At 67.7% G+C, this 19,748-nt stretch carries 18 protein-coding genes; 17 read left to right on the forward strand and 1 reads right to left on the reverse strand.

Annotation, left to right across the window (positions count from 1 at the left end; genetic code table 11):
- The first annotated feature begins 66 nt into the window (after nt 1-66).
- From HNH97_RS14925 to HNH97_RS14995, 15 genes are all read left to right on the forward strand, one after another.
- Nucleotides 67-909 carry a GntR family transcriptional regulator gene (locus HNH97_RS14925; RefSeq protein WP_171791397.1) on the forward strand — a complete coding sequence of 281 codons (843 nt, stop codon included), beginning with the start codon at nt 67-69 and terminating at the stop codon, nt 907-909.
- Nucleotides 854-1,864 (forward strand): BMP family lipoprotein, encoded by a 1,011-nt coding sequence (locus HNH97_RS14930; protein WP_244949486.1) that lies wholly within the window; start codon nt 854-856, stop codon nt 1,862-1,864. Before HNH97_RS14925 ends, HNH97_RS14930 begins: the two co-directional genes overlap by 56 nt.
- Entirely contained in the window at nt 1,861-3,333 is a 1,473-nt protein-coding gene (locus tag HNH97_RS14935; RefSeq protein WP_171791399.1) for an ABC transporter ATP-binding protein, read from the forward strand. Before HNH97_RS14930 ends, HNH97_RS14935 begins: the two co-directional genes overlap by 4 nt.
- Nucleotides 3,330-4,397 carry an ABC transporter permease gene (locus HNH97_RS14940; protein ID WP_171791400.1) on the forward strand — a complete coding sequence of 356 codons (1,068 nt, stop codon included), beginning with the start codon at nt 3,330-3,332 and terminating at the stop codon, nt 4,395-4,397. Before HNH97_RS14935 ends, HNH97_RS14940 begins: the two co-directional genes overlap by 4 nt.
- On the forward strand, nt 4,394-5,269 hold the full coding sequence (locus HNH97_RS14945) for an ABC transporter permease subunit (RefSeq protein WP_171791401.1): 876 nt from the start codon (nt 4,394-4,396) through the stop codon (nt 5,267-5,269). The genes HNH97_RS14940 and HNH97_RS14945 overlap by 4 nt, the downstream gene beginning before the upstream one ends.
- Nucleotides 5,266-5,826, forward strand: coding sequence for a cysteine hydrolase family protein (locus HNH97_RS14950; RefSeq protein WP_171791402.1), 561 nt, complete (start codon nt 5,266-5,268; stop codon nt 5,824-5,826). The genes HNH97_RS14945 and HNH97_RS14950 overlap by 4 nt, the downstream gene beginning before the upstream one ends.
- Complete coding sequence (locus tag HNH97_RS14955) at nt 5,823-6,713, forward strand: carbohydrate kinase family protein (RefSeq protein WP_171791403.1); 891 nt, start codon at nt 5,823-5,825, stop codon at nt 6,711-6,713. Before HNH97_RS14950 ends, HNH97_RS14955 begins: the two co-directional genes overlap by 4 nt.
- A complete protein-coding gene (locus tag HNH97_RS14960) occupies nt 6,706-7,479 on the forward strand; it encodes a nucleoside phosphorylase (protein WP_171791404.1) in 774 nt (257 codons plus the stop codon). Before HNH97_RS14955 ends, HNH97_RS14960 begins: the two co-directional genes overlap by 8 nt.
- Nucleotides 7,479-8,246: a sugar isomerase domain-containing protein gene (locus HNH97_RS14965; protein WP_110094430.1), complete on the forward strand. Its 768-nt coding sequence runs from the start codon at nt 7,479-7,481 to the stop codon at nt 8,244-8,246. Before HNH97_RS14960 ends, HNH97_RS14965 begins: the two co-directional genes overlap by 1 nt.
- 14 nt (nt 8,247-8,260) lie before the next feature.
- A complete protein-coding gene (locus HNH97_RS14970) occupies nt 8,261-9,736 on the forward strand; it encodes an aldehyde dehydrogenase family protein (RefSeq protein WP_171791405.1) in 1,476 nt (491 codons plus the stop codon).
- An 80-nt stretch (nt 9,737-9,816) separates the two neighbouring features.
- Nucleotides 9,817-12,216 carry a TonB-dependent receptor gene (locus HNH97_RS14975; RefSeq protein ID WP_171791406.1) on the forward strand — a complete coding sequence of 800 codons (2,400 nt, stop codon included), beginning with the start codon at nt 9,817-9,819 and terminating at the stop codon, nt 12,214-12,216.
- Nucleotides 12,217-12,529: 313 nt separating this feature from the next.
- A complete protein-coding gene (gene sodC, locus HNH97_RS14980; protein ID WP_171791407.1) occupies nt 12,530-13,069 on the forward strand; it encodes a superoxide dismutase[Cu-Zn] in 540 nt (179 codons plus the stop codon).
- A 320-nt stretch (nt 13,070-13,389) separates the two neighbouring features.
- The gene (locus tag HNH97_RS14985; RefSeq protein WP_171791408.1) at nt 13,390-13,884 is read left to right on the forward strand and encodes a thioredoxin domain-containing protein; all 495 of its coding nucleotides are present in this window, start codon (nt 13,390-13,392) and stop codon (nt 13,882-13,884) included.
- A gap of 21 nt (nt 13,885-13,905) precedes the next feature.
- Nucleotides 13,906-14,598 carry an RBBP9/YdeN family alpha/beta hydrolase gene (locus HNH97_RS14990; RefSeq protein ID WP_244949487.1) on the forward strand — a complete coding sequence of 231 codons (693 nt, stop codon included), beginning with the start codon at nt 13,906-13,908 and terminating at the stop codon, nt 14,596-14,598.
- 66 nt (nt 14,599-14,664) lie between these two features.
- The gene (locus tag HNH97_RS14995; RefSeq protein WP_171791409.1) at nt 14,665-15,120 is read left to right on the forward strand and encodes an RrF2 family transcriptional regulator; all 456 of its coding nucleotides are present in this window, start codon (nt 14,665-14,667) and stop codon (nt 15,118-15,120) included.
- A gap of 162 nt (nt 15,121-15,282) precedes the next feature.
- Here the strand turns inward: HNH97_RS14995 and mtnK are convergent, their stop codons facing one another.
- A complete protein-coding gene (gene mtnK, locus HNH97_RS15000) occupies nt 15,283-16,545 on the reverse strand; it encodes an S-methyl-5-thioribose kinase (RefSeq protein WP_171791410.1) in 1,263 nt (420 codons plus the stop codon).
- A gap of 513 nt (nt 16,546-17,058) precedes the next feature.
- Here mtnK and ssuD point away from each other — a divergent pair.
- Nucleotides 17,059-18,228 carry an FMNH2-dependent alkanesulfonate monooxygenase gene (gene ssuD, locus HNH97_RS15005; protein WP_171791414.1) on the forward strand — a complete coding sequence of 390 codons (1,170 nt, stop codon included), beginning with the start codon at nt 17,059-17,061 and terminating at the stop codon, nt 18,226-18,228.
- Nucleotides 18,229-18,242: 14 nt separating this feature from the next.
- On the forward strand, nt 18,243-19,694 hold the full coding sequence (locus HNH97_RS15010; RefSeq protein ID WP_171791411.1) for an FAD/NAD(P)-binding protein: 1,452 nt from the start codon (nt 18,243-18,245) through the stop codon (nt 19,692-19,694).
- The last annotated feature ends 54 nt before the right edge of the window (nt 19,695-19,748 follow it).

Here is a 19,748-nt window from a genome sequence, read left to right on the forward strand (position 1 = left end):
TGTTGCATCCCGATTCCGGAATCAGCATAGTTGACTGGACAACAGAACAAGTTGACGGGACACTTCATGACGACGCTTCCGCTCTACCGGCAGATCGCAAACCGCCTCAGGGAGGAAGTGGCCGCGTGCAAGCCCAGCGAACGGCTGACCAGTGAAACCGCGCTGGCCGCAAGCTGGGGCGTCAGCCGTTTCACCGTCGCCAAGGCGGTGGAGGAACTGGTGGCCGAAGGGCTGGTGGTGCGCAGGCAGGGGGCGGGCACGTTCGTCGCCAGCACCCCGCTTCGCAAACAGCCCGGCATACTCATGAGCTTTACCGAAGCGGTCGGGGCGGCCGGCCGCGTCGCCTCGCACGAACTCCTGTCGTTCGAGCAGTGGCCCGGACACGCCACCCCCCCGTTCGAGGTGGAGGGCGCGGCCGTCGTCATGGACCGCCTGCGCTGTGTGGATGGCACGCCGGTGGCGCGCCACAACTCCGTCGTGCCGCAGGACGTGGTGGAGCGCACAGGACTTACGAAAGATATATGCGCGCGCACGGATTTTTCATTCTACCGCTTCCTTTCGGATCGCGGCTGCCCCGTCGCCAGCGCCACGGAACGGCTGAACGCCCGCATGGCGACGCCGGATGAATGCACGATCCTGGCCCTGTCACCCGACAGCGTGGTGATCGTGGTCTATCGCCAGTCATTTGACGCCGAAGGGCGCGTCCTCGACATGGTCGAGGCGGTCTATGACGCGCGTCGTTATTATTATGAAACGAAATTGGTCCGGGCCACGGCACCGGACCCTGCAATAGGTCTGTCCGATGACGGAACGGCACACATACCGCCCGGTACTGGCGGCCCTGGCCTTGACCTTGGCCACGGCAGTCCCCCACCACGACGCAGGCGCGCACGCCGCCGGCGCGAATGACGCCCCGGCGGTCCTGGTCGTTGGCCAGGGCGGCCTGGGGGACCAGTCCTATAATGACCTTGGCGTTGCGGGGTTCCAGCGCGGCCTGCGCCTGAACAACCTGCCGGGCCATGTGGTGGAAACGGCCTCCGTCGTGGCGGAGGGCGCGGACATCCTGCAGCAGGCGGCCACGTCGGGCGCGGGACTGGTGGTGGACCTGGAATATTCGCACGGCCCTGTCATGCAGGATGTGGCGCCGCTGTTCCCGCGCTGCCATTTCGTCATCCTCAACCAGGTCGTGAGCGGCGCGAACATCACCTCCGTCATGTTCGAGGAGCACGAGGGCTCCTACCTTGCCGGCGTGCTGGCCGCGCAGGTGATGCGCGACGGCCATGCGCCGGGCCTGCGGGCGCATCGTGCGCTGGGCGTGATCGGGGGCACGCGTTCGGTCGGGATCGACAAATTCATTGCCGGGTTCATCCAGGGCGCGCGCAGCGTGACCCCCGGCATCACGGTGCGCGTCGCCTATGCCGACAGTTTCAACGACCCGGCCAAGGGACTGCAGATGGCGGACGTGATGTACAATGGCGGCGTGGGCATCATCTATGCCGTTGCTGGCGTCACCAGCGTGGGCGTGATCCACGCGGCACAGGACAGCGGCCTGTACGCCATCGGCGTGGACCAGGACGAGGACGCGCTGGCGCCGGGCCATGTACTGACCAGTATGCTCAAACATACCGATGTCGCGATCGAACGCATCGTGCAGACCTACCATGACGGCGAAATCGCGAACCTTCCTGTCCTGCACATGGGATTGTCCGAAGGGGGCGTGGGCCTGTCGCCCATGTCGTACACCCGCGCGCTGGTGCCCGCGGCGGCGCTTGCGGCGGTGGACGCCGCGCGCCGCGACATCATCGCGGGCCGGGTGAAGGTGTGGAACGTCGCGACCGAGGGATATCCGGAGTTCATGCGATGAACGCGCCCCCGCCCCGCATCGCCTTTTGCGGCGTCACCCGCGCCTTTGGCAGCCATGTCGCCAGCAACGACATTTCCATCGCCATCGCCCGCGGGTCGATCCATGCCTTCCTTGGCGGCAATGGCGCGGGCAAGAGCACGCTGATGCGCATGCTCCAGGGGCTGGAACGCCCCGATGGCGGGCAGATCATGCTCGACGGCGCACCCGTCAGCCTGTCGGGCGCGCATGACGCCATCGCGCGCGGCATCGGAATGGTGCACCAGGAATTCAGCACCATCCCCGAACTCTCCCTGCTCGACAACCTGATACTGGGCCATGAACCGCGCGCGCGCCTTGGCCGTGTGGACCGCGCCCGCGCCCTGCACGAGGCCGGGGCACTGGCGGCGATGGCGGGGATGGAGGTGGACTGGTCCATGCCCGCCGCGCACGCGCCGCTGCATGTCCGCCAGGGGGTGGAGATCCTGCGCGTGCTGTATCGCGGGGCCGACGTGCTGATCCTTGACGAACCCAGCGCCGTGCTGCCGCGCGAACAGGTCGCCAGCCTGCTGCGCCTGATGCGCCGCCTGCGTGACGAGGGGCGGACCCTGATCTTCATCAGCCACAAGCTGGACGAGGTGATGGCCGTGGCCGACCGCGCCAGCATCCTGCGCGATGGCCGCCATGTCGCAACGCTGGAGCGCGCGGACATGAGCCACGACATCCTTGTGCGCCACATGACGGGCAAGGCCCCCGTGCCCGCGCGCGTGCCGGGCCCGCACCGGGGGGAGGTCGTGCTGTCGGTACGGGACCTGTCGCTGCGCGACCGGCGCGGGACGCGGCGGGTGGATGGCCTGTCGTTCGACCTGCACGCGGGGGAGATCCTTGGCCTTGGCGGCGTGCCGGGCGCGGGACAGGACGAGGTGCTGCGCTGTGTCGCGGGACTGTGCCCGTGCGACGGCGGGCAGATCGCGCTGCGTGGCCGCGCGGTGGAGCGGCTTTCGACCCGGGCGCGGCGTCGCGCGGGCATCGGCTACCTCAGTGCAGAGCGCGCGGGCGAAAGCCTGTGCCTTGACGCCAGCCTGCGTGACAACGTGGTGGCCGGGCGGCACGACCTCATGCCGTTTGCCGCATGGGGCCTGCGGCGCGATGCGGCCATCACGGGGCATACGCGCACGCTGCTGGACCGGTTTGGCGTGCGCCGCGCGACCGACCTGCTGGCGTCGGGGCGGCTGTCAGGTGGCAACCAGCAGCGCGTGGCCATGGCGCGCGAACTCGACGCGCGGCCGTGCGTGCTGCTGGTTGCGCAGCCGACGCGCGGCGTGGACCTGGAGGGGATCGACGTCATCCACCACCGGATCGTGGAATTCGCGGCCGCCGGCGGGGCGGTGCTGCTGGTGTCGGAGGAGGAGGACGAGCTGCGCACCCTGTCCACCCGCCTGCTGCCCCTTGGGGCGGTGGTCACGGATGGCGGCACCGGGGGGCATGCATGATGCAGCTACGCCCACAGGCGGCGGCATCGCGCCCGGCGCGCCATGACGTGCTGCGTGGCCTGCCCGCGCGCCTTGCGCCGCATGCCTTCCCCGTGGTGGGGGGCCTGCTGTGCGCGGGGTGCATCCTGGCGCTGTGCGGGTTCAACCCGTTCATGGTGGCGGGGCTGATCCTGCGTGCGGGCCTTGGCGGCACGGCGGCGCTGGCGCAGACGCTCAACGCCACGACGCCGCTGGTTCTGACGGGGGTCGCCACGGCCATTTCCTTTCGCAGCGGCATCTTCAACACCGGGGTGGAGGGATGTTTTGTACTGGGCGGTCTGGCGACGGCGGTCATCGCGCCATCCTGCGCGGGGCTGCCGCATGTGCTGGCGATTGCCGTGCCCGCCTGCGGCGGCGTCCTTGCCGGGGCGGCGTGGATGGCGCTGTCGGCCGCGCTTGTGGTGGGGCTGGGGCTGGATGATGTCGTCGCGACGCTGATGCTCAATTTCGTCGCCCTCGACCTTGCGGCGTGGCTGGTGGAATATTTCTTCCTTGCCCCCGGCGCGGCCAATTCCGCCACCGCCATGATCCCGCAGGCCAGCCACATGCCCGACATCGTCGCGCACGGGCTGAACCTTTCCTTTGCCGTCGCGCTGGTGGTGGCCGTGGGCTACGGGCTGTGGTGCCGCCATGCGGTGCTGGGATACGCCACGCGCATCGTCGGCATGAACCGGCGTTTCGCCACCGCCTGCGGCTTTGACGTGCGGCGCGTGCTGGTGTCGGCCATGCTGCTCAGCGGGGCGGTGGGCGGACTGGCGGGGGGGCTGCACACGCTGGGCAATGTCCATCGCTATGTCGCGGGGTTTTCGGCGGAATACGGCTTCCTTGGCCTGACGGTCGCGATCCTTGGGGCCAACCGCGCGCCGGGCATCATCGCGGCGGCGGCGCTGCTGGCGCTGCTGGTGGTGTCGGGCATCGGCATCCAGTTGATTTCCGCCGTGCCGGAGGAAGTCACCCAGTTGCTGGAGGCGACGCTGATCATCTTCGCCTCCGCCCGGTGGCGCCGCCATGGGGGGACGCGATGATGAACGTGCTGACCTTCATCGGTGACTGCCTGTCACAGACGACGCCGCTGCTTCTGGCCGCGCTGGGCGGGGCGTTCAGCCGCCGCGCGGGGCTGGTGAACGTGGGGCTGGATGCGTTCATCCTGCTGGGCGCGCTGGTGGCGGCGGTCGTGGCGCGGGCGACGGGGTCGCCCATGGCCGGGCTTGGGGGGGCCGCCATGGCGGGGGGTGCCGGCGCATGCCTGATGGCGGCGGTTGTGTCCGTGCTGCGCACCAATCCCATCGTCACCGGCCTTGGCTTCAACCTGCTGTCGCATGCCTTCTGCCGCCTGGTGGTCAAGGCCGCGTTCGGCGTGTCGGGCCTGCTGCTGGTGGCGCCCGCCGCGCGTCTGGCCCCGCTGCCGCTGCCTGTTCCGCTGCACCTCGACATCCTCGCCTTCGCGGCGTGGGCGTGCGTGTTCGCGATGGACCGGTTCTTTCGCCATCACTGGCTGGGCCTGCACCTGCGCGCGGCGGGCGCGGCCCCGGCCATGGCGCGCGCGGTGGGCATTTCCGCACGCCGGATGCTGTTTGTCGGCATGGCCGTGGCCGGGGCGCTGTGCGGCCTTGGCGGGGCAGACCTGTCGCTGGGCATCGTCGGCGCCTTCAGCGACGACATCTCCGCCGGGCGGGGATACGTGGCGCTGGCGGCCTTTTACGTGGGGCGTGACCATCCGTGGCCCACCGCCCTTGTCTGCCTTGTGCTGGGCGTGGCTGCGCATCTGGCGACGGATGCGCAGGTGATCGGGCTTCCGGTCTCCATCGCCCAGGCATTTCCCTATGTCGCGGTGCTGGTCCTGATGTGCCTGCAGCAGGTCCGCGCACGCCGCATGAATGGAGGTTTCGCGTCATGACGTCCCGATCCCGGACAGCGCTGGTGCTGGTCGATGTCATCAATTCGTTTTTCGATCCCGGTGAACCCAACTGCTACCCCGCGGCGGGGCAGGTGCTCGCGCCGATCGGGACCCTGCTGGCGGCGGCGCGCGCGTCGGGCACGCTGGTGGTGCACGCGGTCGAACGCCACCGCCCCGACCTGCATGATTTCGAGTGGGGGAAGCTGCCGGTCCACCATATCGAGGGGTCGGACGCCTGCGGCTTCGTCGCGGGTTTCGAACCCCTGCCGGGCGAACCCGTGGTGCCCAAGCGCCGCTACAGCGCGTTCTTTGCCACCGACATGGCGCTGATGCTGCATGAACAGGGGATCGGGCGGCTGGTGATCGTGGGGGTGAAGACCAACTGCTGCATCCGCGCGACGGTGCAGGACGCGTTCGCCAACGGGTTCGAACCGATTGTCGTGCGCGAGGCGACCAATTCCAACCGCCCCCACCTGGCCGAGGCGTCGCTGGAGGATATCGAACGCTATTTCGGGAAGGTCGTCTCGCTCGATGACGGGATCATGGCCCTGTCATGAACGGCGTTGCAATCCTTGGCTATGCCAGCATGGACCACGTGCTGGCGCTGGAGGGGCCGCCCGCGCTGGGCCGCACGACGCATGTCACGCGCCGCGACGCGGCCGCGTGGGGGCGTCCGGGGGGCGCGCCGTATTTCGTCGCCCGCGCCATGGCCGCGGCCGGCGTGGCCCATCCCGCACCCGTAAGCTGGATCGGCGATGACGCGGACGGCGCGGCCTATCGCGCGGCGGTGGCGCGCTGTGGCGCGGATGACCGCGGGCTTGCGGTCATCGCGGGCGGGCGCACGCCGCTGACGATGATGGTGTACGACCCCACGGGGGAATGCATGTGCCTGTATGACGCGCTGGAACACGCTGCGGGCACCGACATCGTGACCCCGGCGCAGGCGGACCTGATCGCCACGGCGCGGTGCATGTGCCTGACGGTGGCGCCGGCGCAGGCCACGCGCGCGGCGCTGGCGCTGTGCGCGGACACGGCGCGCGTGGCGTGGGTGGCCAAGCACGATGCCCGCGCCCTGCCCGATGACCTGCTGCGCGCGGTGGCGGGACGGGCGGACATCATCTTCTTTTCCGAAACCGAGGGCCCGCTGGTGCGCGACGCGCTGGCGGCGGCGGCCCCGCGTGCGGGCCGCATGCTGGTGGAAACCCATGGCCCGCGCGGGGCCGTGCTGGAGATGGCGGACGGGCGCACCGCGCGCCCGCCGGTCGCGGCCCTGCGGGTGGATGACCCGTGCGGGGCGGGCGACACGCTGGCGGGGGGGATGCTGGCGCACCTGCTGGCGCACCCGCACGACCCGGTGGGGGCGCTGGACGCGGGCATCGGCGCCGCATTCGCATTACTGGAATCACGACAGAAAGAAAGCAGGGACGAACCGTTCAATGGCTGAAAACACTTCAGAAAAAAGCGCATGGTATATCGGCGCGACCCCGCGTGACGTGGGGGACGTTGCGATCCTGATCGGCGATCCCGCGCGGGTGGAACGCATTGCCGCCCACCTGGACGACGTGCACCGCGTGCCGGTCAACCGGGGCCTGCAGACCATCACCGGCACGCGCGGCGGCACGCGCATCACCGCCACCGCGTTCGGCATGGGCGCGCCCATCGCCGCCGTCGTGCTGGAGGAACTGCGCGCGCTGGGCGTGCATACCTTCGTGCGCATCGGCACCGCCATGGCCGCCGGCGCGGTGCAACTGGGCGATTTCGTGCTGGCCGAAGCCGCACTGCGGCGCGAGGGCACGTCCGACAGCTATGCCCCGCCCGGATACCCGGCGGTGTCGGACACGACGCTCAATGCCGCCATCACCGACACCCTGCACGCGCAGGCCACGCGCCGCCACCATACCGGCGTGTTCGCCAGCTATGACGGGTTCTATTCCCAGATGTTCGCCCTGCCGGGATCGCGCAGCCGCGTGCGCGAGGAACTGCTTGACGATATCGCGCGCTTCGGCCTGATCGCGGCCGACATGGAAACCTCCGCCCTGCTGGTGGCGGGGCGGATGCTGGGCGCGCGTACCTCCAGCCTGTGTGTCGCGACCGTCGATCCCGTCAGCCAGGAGAAGCTCGACGCCGGGCGCATGGCGGCGGCGGAACATGACCTGTTCGAGGCGGCGATCAGCGCGCTGTGCCATCCCACGCTCAAGGAAACACGATAATGACCGACATCATCGAGGAATATTTCGACGTCCTGATCGCGCGCCTGGGCCGTGTGCGCGACACGCAGGCCGAGAACATCCGCGCGGCGGCGAAGCTGTGCGCGCGCAGCATCGCGCGCGACAAGCTGGTCTTCACCTTCGGCACCGGCCATGGCGCCCTGCCCGCGATCGAGACGTTCCCGCGCACCGGCACGGTGGCGGGATTCCGCCCCATCGTCGAAAGCAGCATGATCTCCTTCCACCATGTACTGGGCGACCAGGGCGCGCGGCAGTACCGCTTCATCCATGCGGTGGAGGGATATGGCAAGGCGATCCTGTCGGCGCATCACCTCGATGCGGAAGACACGCTGATCCTGTTTTCACATTCGGGCATCAATGCCGTCATCCTCGACATGGCGCTGCAGGCGAAGGCGCTGGGCATGAAGGTCATCGCGGTGACGTCGCTGCCGCATTCCTCCACCACCGCGTCGCGCCATTCCAGCGGGCAGCGCCTGTTCGAGGTCGCGGACGTGGTGATCGACACCGGCGTGCCAAAGGCCGACGCCAGCCTGAAGATCGCGGGGCTGGAGGCGCCGGTGGGGGCCAGTTCGACCTCCATCACCATCGCGATCGCGCATGCCATCGTGTCCGCCACGGCGCAGGAACTCGTGGCGCAGGGGATCACCCCGCGCGTCATGATCAACCCGAACACGGAACACAAGGAAGCGGCCAACCGCCACAATGACGAAAATTACGCCGATATGTGGCGTCGTCTGCGCGCACGCTGAACAGGACGGGCATCATGGACATCACCGACAGCACGCGCCCCCTGTTCATCGGGGGGCAATGGGTCGCGCCGCAGGGCGGTACGTACCGACCGGTCATCGACCCGGCGACGGGACAGGCGATCGGCCGGACGGCCATTGCCGACGGCGTGGACGTGGAACGCGCGGTGGCCGCGGCGCACGCGGCCTTTCCCGCATGGTCGCGCGCCATGCCCGATGCGCGCGCGGCCATCATGCGGCGCGCGGCCGACCTGATCGAACAGCGCGTCGATCACATCGCCACCGCCCTGACGCGCGAACAGGGCAAGCCGGTTCCCGATTCGCGCAAGGAGATCCTGTTCGGCGCCGAGGTCCTGCGCTATTACGCGGAGGAAGGGCGGCGCATGGGCGGCACGCTGCGCCCGTCGGTGCGGCCCGACATCCGCAGCATCGTCTCCTCCGGTCCGGTGGGCGTGGTTGCGGCCATTGTCCCATGGAACTATCCCGTGGACCTGTATGCATGGAAAATCGCCCCGGCGCTAGCGGCCGGGTGCACCATGGTGGTCAAGCCACCGCCCGAAACCCCGTTCGCCATCGCCGCCGTGATCGACTGCCTGACCGAGGCGGGGCTGCCGGCGGGGGTGCTCAACGACATTCCGGGCGACGGGCCAGACGTGGGGGCCGCGCTGTCGGCGCATCCGGGCATCAGCCTGATTTCCGCCACCGCGTCGGTCCCGGCGGGGCAGGCGATCATGCGCGCGGCGGCAGGCAACCTAAAGCGCGTGGCGCTGGAACTGGGCGGGCAGTGCCCGTTCGTGGTGCTTGACGACGCGGATATCGAGGACGCGGCCGCCGCCGCCGCACGGCGCAGTTTTTCCAACATGGGCCAGATCTGCATCGCCGTGAACCGCATCCTGGTCGCGCGCAGCGTGCAGGACCGCTTTGTCGAGGCGCTGGTGGCCATCACGTCGGCCATCCGTCCGGGGCCGGGCATCGAACCCGGCGTCACCTATGGCCCGGTGATGAACGACAGCGTGCGCGAACGCGCGGACCTGCATGTGCGCGACGCCGTGGACCGGGGGGCAAGGCTGCTGTGCGGGGGGCATGCGCTGCATGACGGCGTGCCCGAAGGCGGGTTTTACTACAGCCCCGCCGTCCTGACGGACGTGCCGGCCGACGCGCTGGCGATGACGCACGAGACGTTCGGCCCGGTCGCGGCCATCCATGCGTTCGACACCGATGCGCAGGCGCTGTCGCTGGCCAATGCCCTGCCCTTTGGCCTGGCGGCCTATGTCTACAGCCGCGACCTGGAGCGGGCCTGGGGCCTGGCCGATCATATCGAGGCCGGGGGCATCGGCATCAACGTCAATGACGTCAGCGAACTCCAGGCCCCGTTTGGCGGCTGGAAGATGAGCGGGCACGGACGCGAACTCGGCCCCGAGGGACTGGCGCTGTACCGCGAGAGCCGACACATCCGCATGCGGGTCCGCCCGCCTGTCCTCCCGCCCGGATAGGCGGGGGACGTGCGCCTTTAACGCGTTCATTTTGTTGCGTTATCGTAATGTTTTAACATCTCACGCAAGGGGACCAAGTCATGCGTTCGAAGTATCTGCTGTTTGTCTCTCTCTTTGCCTTCCTGCCCCTTGATACCGTCCTGGCGCAGGATCGCCCCAATTCGCCCACGCCCGACCCGCGCCTGCACGCCAACAAGGCCAAGCCCGCGGGCGGCGGCACGGCCACGAAAAAAGCCGCGCAGCAGCCACCGCAGGTCATGGAGAACATCAACGTCACGTCCAACGCGGCCGCCACCAACGGCGTCACCGGCGCGGGCGTTGGCGCGGGCCTGATCCGCAGGGAAACCGCCCCGCGTTCGGTCAGCACCGTTTCGGCCAACTACATCCAGAAACAGACCCCCGGCACCAGCGCGCTCCAGCTTATAAAGATGCTGCCGGGTGCGAATGTGGGCGGGTCGGACCCGATCGGCCTGTCGGACCAGTCCACGCTGTCGATCCGCGGGCTGGGGCAGGATGAGATCGGTTACGTGATGGAGGGCATCCCCCTCAATGACAGTGGCATCTACATCCAGGATGCGTCCGAATGGGCGGATTCCGAAAACATGAGTTCGATTTCCGTGGCACAGGGCGCGCCCGGCCTGACGGACCCGGTCTATACCTCCGCCGGGGGTGTGATGACGGTGGGGATCCGCAACCCGTCCAACAAGTTCGGCATCTTTACCGACGCCGCCTATGGCACCTATACCACCAACCGCGAGTTCATCCGCCTCGATACCGGGGAACTTGGCCATACCGGGGTCAAGGCGTTCGTCTCCTTCTCCGCCGCGAGCAGCCAGAACTCCCACGGGCCGGGGTGGAACCACCGCCGCCATGTGGATTTCAAGCTGCAGAAGGAATGGGGCGACAACAGCATCTCGCTCTTCGGGTCGTATAACAGCCGCGATGTCGCCTATTACATGGAACCGACCATGTCGGAATGGAACGCGCTGCATTATTCGGCCAACTATGCCGGCAGCTATACGCCGGGCAAGACGAATTACTGGAAGAACTATATCGGCGGGTGGAACGATTTCATGATCAGCGCGCCGATCAGGCTGGCGCTGACGGACCACCTGCATTTCACCAGCACGCCGTATTTCTACTGGGGCAGCGGGTATTACCCCGGCGGCACCATGGTGAACGAGACGGGGAATTACATCGGCACGCAGTACCATCCCGAAAGCCTCAACCTGCCGGGGGCGATCAACAACCAGGTCAACGCGCTGGGGCAGTACCTGGAACAGGAATATACCTACGGCATCAACAGCGCGCTGCATTACGACATCGGACGGCACAAGATCACGCTGGGTTACTGGTATGATTACCAGAGCAACGCCGTGCAGATGCCCTTCGCCGCGCTGAATTCACGTGGCGAGGCCCGCAACGCCATGGGTGGCTACAGCATCACCTATCCCGACGGGCAACTGCTGCTGGCGGGCAACAACTTCACCGGCACGCAGATCAACGGCATCTATGTCGGGGACAAGGTCTCGCTCGACCATGACCGGCTGCAGATCAGCGCGGGCTTCCGCGAGATGATGATCTCGCGCAAGGGCGACAACTACCTGCCGGGGCCGCAGTCGCATGTGGGGGAAAACACGTCACAGCCCCTGCCGCAGTTCTCGCTGAGTTACCGGCCAAGCCCGTACCACCAGATCTTCGTCTCCGCGAGCGGCAATTTCCGCCCGCCCTCGACCTCCAACCTGTTCAACAACTACAGCATCACCACCGGCGCGATCACCAGCATCCCGAACACGAAGCTGAAGGATGAATATTCGATCCAGGAGGAAATCGGATACCGTTACCAGAAGGACATCGTCGCGTCGGTCACGTTCTTCAACTACAACTTCACCAACCGCCAGATTTCCACCATCATCCCCGAAAACGGCGCACTGGTCAGTTCGTACATCAATGCGGGCGGGCAGACGTCGCGCGGCTTTGACGCGGAAATCGGCACGAAGCCGTACCATCATTTCAGCCCCTATGCCTCGGTCGAGTACCTGCACGCCACCACCGACAGCAACATCGCCGTGGGCGGGGATTACCTGCATACCGCGGGCAAGACCGCCATCCGCAGCCCGCAGTGGCAGGCCGCCGTCGGGATGTCCTATGACGATGGCATGTTCTTTGCCAACGGGAACATGAAATATGTCGGCAGCCAGTATTCGACCTTCATGGATGACGAGAAGATGCCAAGCTACATCACCGGCGACCTTGCGCTGGGTGTGCGGCTGAAGAAGGTGTGGGTGGCGAAGGCGCCTGAATTCCGCCTGAACTTCATCAATATCGGCAACACGAAATACCTGTCGGGCATCGCGGGCGCCGCCCTGAACGCCAAAAGCTATACCGGCATGCGCGGGACCCAGATCTCCGGCTCCTCCGCGTCGTATTTCGTCGGCGCGGGCTTTGCGATGATGGGGAGCTTCCAGACCGCCTTCTGATAACATGTCCTGACCGTCCGGAAGCGTCACGGGGACCGGCCCCACACCGGGGCCCCGTGATCGGGATGTCATAACACAGCGACACCACGCATACCATGTCCAGCGCCCTTCCCTGCCCCCCACCTGGCGCGTGCGCCCGGCATGGGAAGGGCCGCCACCCCGGACACCCGCGCCCCGGTCCGGGCGGGGGCGTGCGCTGTCGTGGTCACGAAGGATTGGCTTCCCCCTGCCCCCCATGGCGCGACAGTGTGGGGACCGGCAGGGATGCAACGCCATGCCTTCATGTGAGCACAACAGCGAAAAAGGAAATTCCATGTTCCCACGCCTTCGACAGCTTGCCGTGCTGGCCTGCGGCATCGCCGCGTTCAGCGCCCCCGCCCTGCATCGCGCCCATGCCGCCGATACGGCATCGGGCAGCCTGATGGGCATGGACGGCACGGCACATGGCAACGTGCAGGTCACCGCAGCCCCCCATGGCGTGATCCTGCGCATTACGGCGCAGGGGCTGATTCCCGGCTGGCATGGCGTGCATTTCCATGAAAAGGGCACGTGCGGCGCACCGAAATTCACCAGCGCCGGCGCGCATGTCCACGCCACGACCCCGGTGGTGCATGGCCTGCTGAACGCCAACGCCAATGACGCGGGCGACCTGCCCAACATCTTTGTCGGGCCGGACGGCAGCGCCACCGTCGAACTCTATTCCACGCTCGTCACGCTCAATGGCACCGACGGGCATCCCGGGCTGCTCGACGCCGATGGCTCCTCTCTCGTCATCCACGCCAACCCCGATGATTACCGCAGCCAGCCCATTGGCGGGGCCGGCGACCGCGTGGCCTGCGCCGTCATCAGATAGGCCCCCTGATCCATCAAAAGTCATGGTTTCCAAAGGGCAATGCCCTTTGGTGGGGGTTCGGGGGCAACGCCCCTGAGGCCACCGCCGCACGCCACGCCCGCGCATGGCCCTGTGGTCGGGATGTGGGGACGAGGCCCCTGCAAGGGGCTGCCCCACAAACCACGATTCCATTTAGGAAAACCCGCGCCAGAAAAACACAAAAACACACGTTATTTATCGCGACAAAAAGACGATTTACGTTGTGGTTTTGTTGACTCCCTATCGTCCGTGTGTTTTTATCCTGTCCAGGGCAGGCAGTCCTGCCGGGAGGGAATAAGGCGATGGCGTTGTTTTCAGGACATGCGGCACCCGATTTCACGGCGCGGACCACATTGGGGCGGCTGTGTTTCCATGACTGGCTGGATGGGGCATGGGGTGTGTTGGTGACGCATCCGCAGGATTTCCGTCCCGGCAGCATCCCGTCACTGGACCGTTCGGTAAAGGTGATTGCCCTGCCGCCCGTCACCGGTCATGACGATGTGCATCCCATCACGCCGGGCCTGCCCGCCACATGGGCGACGGTGTGCGACGCGCGCGATGCAGCGGGCATACGCGACCTGTATTCCGGGGCGCAGTTCGATGACTTTCCCGCCGGGGACCAGACCGCCGGGCGGGTGGACGAACATGTGGCCTTCGTGATCGCGCCCGATGCGACGATCCGCGCCACGCTGTCCTTTCCGCCCGGTGGCGACAGGGATTTTGGTGATGTGGTGCGGATGCTGGACCTGTTCGGGGCGGGCCATGCGGCTCACCCCGCGCACATGGCGGCGGCCTGAACGCAAAGCGCGAGGCAGAGGATGACATTCAACGCATCATTGCGGCCCGGCGCCGCACATGTGCCCGCCCCGGCGATGATGGGGCAGGATTTTTCCACATCCCCCGATGAAACGGCGGCACTGGTGCAACGGGTGCGCGACCTTCTGGTCCCGTATGACCTTGTGATCGTGCCGGGACTGCATGATTCCGGGCCGCAGCACTGGCAATCGCGCTGGCATGCGCTGCTGCCGTCGCGGCGGGTGCGGCAGGTGGACTGGGACCATCCGACCTACGACATGTGGGCGCAGGGGCTGGAGCGCACGCTTGCGCACTGCCGCAGGCCGGTGGTCTTTGCCGCGCACAGCCTCGGGGCCATACTGGTCGCGCGCCGGATGCGGGCGCGGGCGCATGTTCCCGTGGCGGGGGCGCTGCTTGTCGCGCCGGCGGACCTGCATGGCCCGCGCGCGCAACAGGTGCCCGGACTGCTGCGCCATTTCGCGCCCCCCGCGCTGGCGCCGCTGCCCTTTGCCACGCGCGTGATCGCCAGCAGCGATGACGAATGGCTGTCGCCCGCGCGGGCACGCGACCTTGCCGCCGGATGGGGGGCGCGCCTGCTGACGGCGGGGGCGCATGGCCATCTGGGCAATGCCTCCACCGTGGGGGCCTGGGAACAGGGCCTGCGGTGGCTTGCGGAATTCCTTGAAACCCTTTCCTCCACCCACACCGCGCCATGACGGCACGACGCACCGCCCCCGTGGCGCGACCTGTCGTGGCGCGGGCATAACCACGGGACATACGACATGCAGGGCCTTCGCGACCGCACGGTCACGGCAATCTTCATCATGCTGGACATCGCGTTCCACGGCATGCACGGCAACACCGTCAGCGCCACCGAAATCGCCCACCGGTCGGGCATGGCGCGACGCGGGATCGAACCCCTGCTGCAGGTGCTGTCACGCTCCGGCCTGCTGTCGGGGGTGCGGGGGCCACATGGGGGATACAGGCTGGGCCATCCGGCGCGTGAAATCCTGCTGTCGGACATCCACCAGGCCATCGCGGCGCGCCATGACCGCATGGAACGGCGTAACGGCCCCCTGTTCAACACCGTCATCCGCCCGTTCCTGAACCAGATGGAGGGGATGCTGGAACGCGAATACCGCAAGATCACGCTCGATGAACTGGTGCGGCAGGCCGAAAGCCACGGCCTGCCCCGGCCCGAACGCCCCGTGGCACAGGCGGCGACCTTTTCCATCTGAGTGAGGGCCGGGAGCAGGACGCCGCCTTTTTGAAAAAAGCCGGCACCCAAGAACTTCCACTCAAAAACACCCTCTGCCCGCACGGCAGGCGCCCCCATCCCCCGGCATGACGCAGCCCCTTAACTGACAGAAGTTTTTGGTGAAGCTTTTTTTCAAAAAGCTTCAAAACCCCTTCACATCTTCCCGCACCAGCGCGCCAAAAGCCGCCTCCACATCACCCTGCGTCCCATGGGCATCCAGCAGCCCACAGGCGAAGGACAGCGCCGCGCGGCGGCGTTCGGTGCGGGCGTCATGCGTGGGGATGACGTCGAAATCCGCCGTGTGGGCATAGCCGATGATGCGGCGGATGATTTCCATGGCGCAGTATCCCACCATGTCGTCAAACACCGCGCGCACGAACGCCGTCCGCCCCGGTGATGCGCCGTCCGCATCGGGGACAAAGAACGCGCACGGCCCCGACGTGGCGGAGGGCGTGGGGTGCGCTGCCGCCCACAGCCGGGTGAATTCGGCGACGAACGTGTCCCAGAACCGCGCGATTTCCGCCACACAGCGCCGTCCCGCATCGGGCGAGAAGTCGGCAAAGCGGCGCAGCACGAGGTTGCCGACGAACATCCCGCAATCGAACCCGATGGGGCCATAGATCGCGAATTCCCCGTCGATGACGCGCGTATCGGTGGCCGTCGCCATGATGGATCCCGTGTGCAGGTCCCCATGCAGCAGCGCCTGCGGGCAGGTCAGGAAGCGCAGGCGCAGCGCGTCCACCGCCCGCCGCACGGCAGGCGAGGTGCGGATGCGCCCCACCACGTCATCAAGCCGCACGTCATCCCAGTGGTTGCGCGGATGGTCGTGGTACGGGTCATCCAGCACAAGGTCCAGCGTGATGCGTTGCAATGTCTGGTTGCGGGCATAGACCGCGTGGCGATCAAACACGCGCTCGAACGGTTCGGACAGGACCGAGGTGCCAAAGGTTGCGCGCGCGACGAAGGTGGCGATGTCGGGCACCACGCGCGGCCAGTCCACGCCCGACATCAGGGCCGTCCGGTACACCGCATGTCCCGCCAGGCTTTCGACCACCAGCACGAACAGGTCCGGGTCGAAATGCAGGCAGCGCGTCGTAAGCCCGGGGACGAGGGGGTGGATGTCACGCAGGTACGACGCCTCGAAAAACGTGCGGTCCAGCGGCATCTTCCATGACGGGTCCACGCGCACATGCGGCAGCGACTGTTTCACGCACACGCCGCCGCGCGGGCCATCGACGACGAACACGTTGTTGAGGTTGCCGTCGCTGACCTCGCGAATCGTCCACTGCGCCCGCGTCCCGCCAAGGCGGGCGGCAAGATCGGGCAGGCCGGACAGGAACGCAAGGATGCCGGGCATGTCCAGCGTGCGGTATCGGGGCGCGTTCGGGGGGGCATGCGCGTTCATCGGGGGTCTCCGTCGTGCTGCTGTGGCCGCCGTGACGGGCCGCACACCCCAGATGACGCGACCGCGCGCCGATTGCAAGGGGAGGCCGCCCGGCGGCGCGGCATGTAATGCACGATCATTCATCGTTTATTATGGCGGGGTCAGGCACCCTGCGGATGTGTGGATATTCTTCGTTATATATCAATATACTGTCCTGAAAACACCCGGCCGGCCCGCAGGGTGTCGCGTGCCCTTTTCACGCAGGGCCATGGCGTAATTTCCCGGTTTTTTGATCTGCGACTCCCGATAACACCAAAAACATACGACAAATATTTTATTGACTCGCATTGTACCGTTGATACTGTGGTTATTGTAATAATACACACACGGTATCGTTAATATCCGCGCCACGTTCCAGAGGTCGCCATGACAGGTCCGGCCCTTCCTTCGCATGACCGCCCTGCCGCCCGCATCGCCCGGAACGTGGGGACGCGCGACGTCCTCGACCCTGCCACCCTTTTTTCCAAAGGCATCATGACCATGTCGGACACCTACACCATCCCGGACAGGATCAACGTCCTGTGGTTCCTGCCCACCCATGGCGACACCCGCTATCTCGGCACGCAGAAGGGCGGCCGCCCGGTGGACCTGCCCTACCTGCAGCAGGTGGCGCAGGCGGCGGACACGCTGGGCTATTACGGGGTGCTGATCCCCACCGGCCGCAGTTGCGAGGATAGCTGGATCACGGCCTCCGCCCTTGCACCGCTGACGCGGCGGCTGCGGTTCCTGATCGCGCTGCGCCCGGGGCTTCTGTCGCCCACGCTGGCCGCGCGCATGACCGCGACACTGGACCGGTTTTCGCAGGGACGGCTGCTCATCAACATCGTCACGGGCGGCGATCCCGCGGAAAACGCGGGCGACGGGCTGTTTGCCGACCATGCCACGCGGTACGAGATCACGGACGAATTCCTCGACATCTACCGCGCGCTGCTGCGGGGGGAACATGTGACGTATGAGGGGAAACATATCCAGGTGCGCGACGGCCACCTGATGTTCCCGCCCTTCCAGAAGGACGGGCCGCCGGTCTATTTCGGTGGATCGTCGGAGGCGGCGTCCCATGTCGCGGCGAAATCGGTGGACAAGTACCTGACATGGGGCGAACCGCCCGCGCAGGTGGCCGAAAAGATCGCGCACATCCGCGCGCTGGCCCGCGCACGCGGGCGGGAGGTGTCGTTCGGCATCCGCCTGCATGTCATCGTGCGCGAAACCACGGCCGAGGCCTGGGCGGAGGCGGAGCGCCTGATCAGCCACCTTGACGATGCGACGATCGCAAAGGCGCAGTCGGTGTTCGCGCGGATGGATTCCGTGGGGCAGTCGCGCATGCGCGCCCTGCATGGCGGGCGGCGCGACAAGCTGGAAATCAGCCCCAACCTGTGGGCGGGCGTGGGCCTGGTGCGTGGCGGCGCGGGCACGGCGCTGGTGGGGGATGCGGCGACAGTGGCCGAACGCATCGACGAATACCGGCGTCTGGGCATTGATACGTTCATCTTCTCCGGCTACCCGCATGTGGAGGAGGCGTACCAGTTCGGCGAACGTGTGCTGCCGCTGCTGCCGACGGCGCATCCGCTGCGCGCGGGCGGCCACACCATGGGACCGTTTGGCGAGACGATCGCCAACGACCACCGTCCCCCCAACGCGGCCTGAGGGCGCGGCACGCCATGACCTGCGCCGTGCCCGTTCCCCACGTCGCCATCATCGGCGGCGGCTTTTCCGGCGCGGCGCTGGCGTGGCACCTTGCCCGCGCGAACATGCCCGCGCTGCGCATCACCGTGTTCGAACCGCGCCCGACGCTGGGCGCGGGGCTGGCCTATGGCACCACGGACCCGCACCACCGCGTCAACGCCCCCGCCGCGCGGATGAGCCTGGATACCGACAACCAGCATGACTTCATGGACTGGATCATCCAGACCGGCGCGGTGGCGGGCGATGACGCCGCATGGCGGCCCGATGGCGCGTGCTTTCCGGCGCGCGCGGTCTTTGGCCGCTATGTCGCCGACCGCCTTGCCCCGCTGCTGGCGGGGGGCGCGATCACGCATCACCGCGCCATCGTGCAGGCCGCCCACAGGCGCGGGGACAACCGCTGGGTCCTGTCGTGCGGCGACGGCACGGTGACGGAGGCCGATATCGTGGTCATCGCCACCAGCCACCCGCCGCCACGCCCGCCCGCGCCCCTGCGGGGGCTGGCGCTGCGTCCGGGGGCGCATCCGGTGCTGGTGGCCAACCCGTGGGATCACGGCGCGCTGGACGACATCCGCGCCACCGACCGGGTGCTGGTGGTGGGCACGGGGCTGAGCATGGCCGACGCCGTCGCGACCCTGAACGCGCGCGGGCATCGCGGGCCGGTTCTGGCGATCTCGCGCCGGGGGCAGCGTTCGCGCGGGCATGCCCCGCACAAGGTCGAGGCGTTCGGCGCATTCACCACGCCACCCGCGCGCACCGCCCGCGCCGTGCTGCGTCGTGTGCGCGACACGCTGCGCGCCAGTGCGGAGCAGCCATGGCAGGCGGTGTTCGACCGGCTGCGTGAACAGGCCGCCGACATCTGGGCCGCGCTGCCGCTGGTCGAACGCAGGCGGCTGATCCGGCACCTGCGCCCGTTCTGGGACACGCACCGTTTCCGCATCTCCCCCCCGACCGAGGACATCATGAGCGCACGCCACCGTGCGGGCCTGCTGGAGTTCATGGCCGCGCGCCTGACGCAGGTGACGGTGGAGGGCGAGGCATTCCGCGTCACCCTGCGCCATCGCAACGGGCATGCGCGCCCGGCGGCGTTCGATGCGATCATCACCACGACCGGCCCCGCCCATGGCGACATCATCACGGCCCAGCCCTTCCTGTCGGGGCTGGCGGCGGCGGGCATGGTCGAAATGGACCCCACGGGGCTGGGCCTGCATGTCGATGCGCTGGGGCGGGCCTGCGTGGGGCTGCGGCACGAGGCGACGCTGTTTGTCGCGGGGCCGCTGGCGCGCGGGCGCTTTGGCGAACTGATGGGCCTGCCGGAGGTCTCGCGCCAGGTGGCGCGGCTGTCGGCGGTGCTGCGCGCGCTGGTCGCCCCGCATGCCGGACCCGCCGGCGTGGCCGCCGGGGCGTCGGCGGAACCCTTTACGGCCTGACCACCATGACCCCGGAGATCCCATGACCGTCGTCCTCGACCCCCGTCCCGCCCC

It is taken from the genome of Gluconacetobacter entanii (genome assembly GCF_013155425.1).
Classification (GTDB): Bacteria; Pseudomonadota; Alphaproteobacteria; order Acetobacterales; family Acetobacteraceae; genus Novacetimonas; species Novacetimonas entanii.